We start from the raw sequence: 3,755 nt of genomic DNA, 5'->3' as shown, positions 1-3,755 counted from the left end.
ATCTAGGAGTGTTGGGCCAGAAGTAGTGAAAAAGCAGGGAAGTTGTGCGGGCCAAATGCGAGCCGTTCCGTGGCAAGGCGAGTCGGAATGGTCAACCCAAACAGGCGCTCCCCGTCCTCTGACGGAGAGCGCCTGCTCGCGTCTATGTACTGCTCTATGTGTGGGATGGGACTAACATGATAGTTGCAGAAGGAATATATTCCGAGCGGGTGGAATCATGCTAAATTCGGCTCTGGAGATCGAAACATGAAGACCAACGGCGGAGACGTTTATCGTGTAGCATTTGACTCGGCGAACTCGGAATTGAACGACATTCTGGTGTCGTTCGAGGAACTCCGGTCGCGCAAAGATCGCATAGAGAAAGTTGTCCTGGCTCTCAAACCGCTGCTCGGAGCCGATGAAGCTGCAGCTGCCGCAGCTGCGGTGCAGAGCGCTTCGGATGCGGCCAACGAGGCACTTCAGTCGTCAGAGGAAGTTCCGACTTATCAGTACCAGGCAACGAATGGGAACGGAGCATCGTCCGATCCGTTTGCGCGTCGTCTCGACAGCGCTCTCGGCCACGGCGTAGGACGGAAATTCAGCCGGCAGCTATAACCTCCAGCGAGGACCGAGCCAGGCGATGAAACGGTGCGCGGCCAAGTAAGGCAGAGCACCGTTCACGACCGGACTTTCACTTCGCATCTCGATCTCCGTTTCATGCAGTGCCCGAATCTTCCTGCAAAAAATTGCCAACCCAGAGCGGCGATTCTTGACTCCCGATGCCGCGCGGCTCGCGCGGTAACTCTTACTAATGACTTTTACTTTGTGTCCTCTGGTGCGTGCTAGACTACGCGCCTGAGAGGGCATGAAAATTGCAAGGTCATTTGGAAAAGTATCGTGTTGCGTTTGAATCTGCGAAATCACAACTGACTGAGATCAGCGCGGAGTTTGAAAGGCTCTGCATCCGCAAGGTGCAGATCGAAAAGCTGGTCACGGTTCTCAGACCGCTGATCGGTGAAGAAGAACCAGCGGCGGATCAGGGTTCGGCAGAGGACTCGACCCAGCGCAAGATGGAATCGGCTGGCGAAGGTCCGGTTGCGGAACCACGCAGCGTTCCGGAAGGCATGGTGGTAGAAGATCCGTTTCAGCGGCGCATCGATCACGTGCTGGGAATTGGCGCGGGAATTCGCGACGTGAGGAAATATAGCCGGCAGTTCTGACCGTTTCAACGGGAATTCCACTAAAGACGGGCGATTCCTGGCGAGGACGATTCTGCGCCGGTGATCCTTCCCCTTTTTCAGATGGCTGCAGTTGTCAATCTGAATCCGCCTGAGCGCAGGGGAGTCGTCCTGGTCGCGCGGGTCGTTTATCGTTAAAGCCAGCCCATGAAGCAGTTCTTCGTTCGCCTCGCCTTGACGCTGCCGGTTGTCTGGCTGGTGGTGTCTCTGGTGTTTCTGCTCATTCATCTTGTTCCCGGTGATCCGATTCAGATGATGCTGGGCGAGGGGGCAACGCCGGCCGATATCGAGGGGCTTCGGCATCTGTATGGGCTGGATCAATCGCTGCCCCGACAATACGTTCATTATTGGAACGGCGTTCTTCACGGCGATCTGGGTACTTCGATTCGGCTACATGACAGCGTGGCGCACCTGATCTCGGTGCGCTATCCCTACACTCTGGCTCTCACTCTTACGTCACTGGCGATTGCGCTTGCATTGGCTTTGCCTGCGGGTATTATTGCGGCGGTTCGTCGCGGACGCATTGTGGACCAGGGGCTCTCGGTGGTGAGTCTCTTCGGTTTGTCGGTGCCGGGGCTCGTACTCGGGCCGCTGCTGATCCTGGTCTTTTCAATTGCGCTGGGGTGGTTTCCGGTTTCGGGTGCCAGCCCGGGAGGAGGAACGGGGGGCATCGATCCGATCTACCTCGTATTGCCATCGATTGCCATGGGTGCATCGCTGGCGGCGATCCTCACGCGCATGGTGCGCACGGCAATGCTGGAGGAACTTGGGCAGGACTACATCCGCACCGCGCGTGCCAAGGGGTTGAGCGAGACGGCCGTGGTGTGGCGACATGCGCTGCCCAATGCGCTGGTCCCGATCATTACCGTGGTCGGACTTCAATTTGGGGCGCTTTTAGCCGGCGCCATTGTGACAGAGACCATCTTCAGCTGGCCGGGACTTGGCAGGCTGGTGGTCACGGCCATCTCCAACCGGGATTATGCCCTGGTGCAGGGCTGCCTGTTGTCGATTGGGCTGACCTACGTTCTGGTCAACCTGCTCACCGACCTTACCTACCGGCTTGTGAATCCCCGCATGCGATAAAAAAGCGAAGTGGGCCGGAGACTGGGCATTCGCTGGTCTTCCGTCTTATTACAGAGCCCAGACCCTCAGGCAGAAGATTGGCCCTGATTCTGCATCCAAACTGAATGGATGCATCGGTCTCGGGCGCGTTCGCCCTGTTTTCGACGCGAATCGGTGGTCCCCGTCACCGACATCTCCTTCGGCCCCGTACTCAAAATCTATCAATGACCAAGACGAACGATTCGAATCGAGGAGGCATGCCCGCTTGAAGTTCCCCGGTCTTGAATGGTTGTGGTTCGATGCAGAGCAAGCGGCCATACAACATGAGCGAACGAAGAGAGCAGGATTTGGAATCGACGAGTTGAGTCGCCTGAAGCGGCTGGAAGGTGTAGCGGTGCTGGCGATGACGCTGCTGGCAGGAGGCACCGCTGCGATTGCGCAACCCAATGAGCCGGTGACAGTGGTGGCGGGCGCAGGAGCCGGCAGTGAATCCGCAACGCCAGAGATACCCGATGCACCGATGCCGGTCCGGTTTCAATTCGACGGCGGTCTGCAGAATTCGCTCGCGACTGATTCGATTCCTCCGCGTGTATTACCGGCAATGAGGATCGCCGACCTGCCGGCATTTGACCCTGACGATTGGAGCGCCTCGACGGATGAAAGCTTTGATTCGGTCGTGAAACCGGCTTTGCGCGGTGGAGGCTACGTTCCGCTGAAGGACTGCCCGACGGATGAGACACGCTCCCGTGAATGCCGGGTGCACTGGGGCCCGATGATAATCGAATCCATATTGTTCAATGCATTTGATGATGCGGGGAATCTCTACACCGGCTACTGGTATCGGTGGGAGACAACGAACGGCAAATGGTGGGATCGCTATATTGACTCGGCCGCGGAGTGGCGGTGGGATCACTGGTCCGATGACAATCCGATGCTGGATGATTACGTGGGCCACCCGTTCATGGGCGCGATCACCAACAGCATCTGGATCCAGAATGACCCGAAAGGGATGACTCTCGGTTTTCAGAATGACCGCGCGTATTGGAACAGCCGGCTCAGGGCTCTCGCGTGGTCAACGTTCTATAGCTTTGCGTGGAAACTGGGTCCGCTGGGTGAAGCCAGCATCGGTCACAATGGCGATCACTATTTCACCGATATGGGAGTGACGACCAACGAGACGGGCTGGGTTGAGCTGGTGACGACGCCGGTGGGCGGCTTTGGGTGGACCATTGCCGAGGACTATCTCGACAAGCATGTGGTGACGAAGCTCGAGGACAAGAATCGCAATCCACTTTTGCTGACTGTGTATAGCTTTCTGACGCCGGCACGGGGCTTCGCCAATATTCTGCGCTTCCGGCCGCCATGGTATCGCGACTCACGGATCGTGAAGGCTGACAGCTTCTGGAGCGATGCAGGTGACGGTGTTTCGGCAACAACAGCGGAGGCCATGCGCTATGCGTCGCGGCATCCTGACAG

General features: G+C 57.6%; 3 protein-coding genes and 1 pseudogene. All 4 read left to right on the top strand.

Annotation, left to right across the window (positions count from 1 at the left end; all coding sequences use genetic code 11):
• Nucleotides 1-246 precede the first annotated feature (246 nt).
• Entirely contained in the window at nt 247-594 is a 348-nt protein-coding gene (locus tag WA354_RS22790; RefSeq protein ID WP_472815321.1) for a hypothetical protein, read from the top strand.
• A gap of 269 nt (nt 595-863) precedes the next feature.
• Nucleotides 864-1,199: a hypothetical protein gene (locus tag WA354_RS22785; RefSeq protein WP_472815320.1), complete on the top strand. Its 336-nt coding sequence runs from the start codon at nt 864-866 to the stop codon at nt 1,197-1,199.
• Between the two features lie 165 nt (nt 1,200-1,364).
• A complete protein-coding gene (locus WA354_RS22780) occupies nt 1,365-2,300 on the top strand; it encodes an ABC transporter permease (RefSeq protein WP_472815319.1) in 936 nt (311 codons plus the stop codon).
• 244 nt (nt 2,301-2,544) lie between these two features.
• A pseudogene (locus WA354_RS22775) lies at nt 2,545-3,755 on the top strand (hypothetical protein); the annotation flags it as partial.

The sequence above is a fragment of the Occallatibacter sp. genome, assembly GCF_049802275.1.
Classification (GTDB): Bacteria; Acidobacteriota; Terriglobia; order Terriglobales; family Acidobacteriaceae; genus Telmatobacter.
This window is presented reverse-complemented; position numbering and strand designations above follow the sequence as displayed.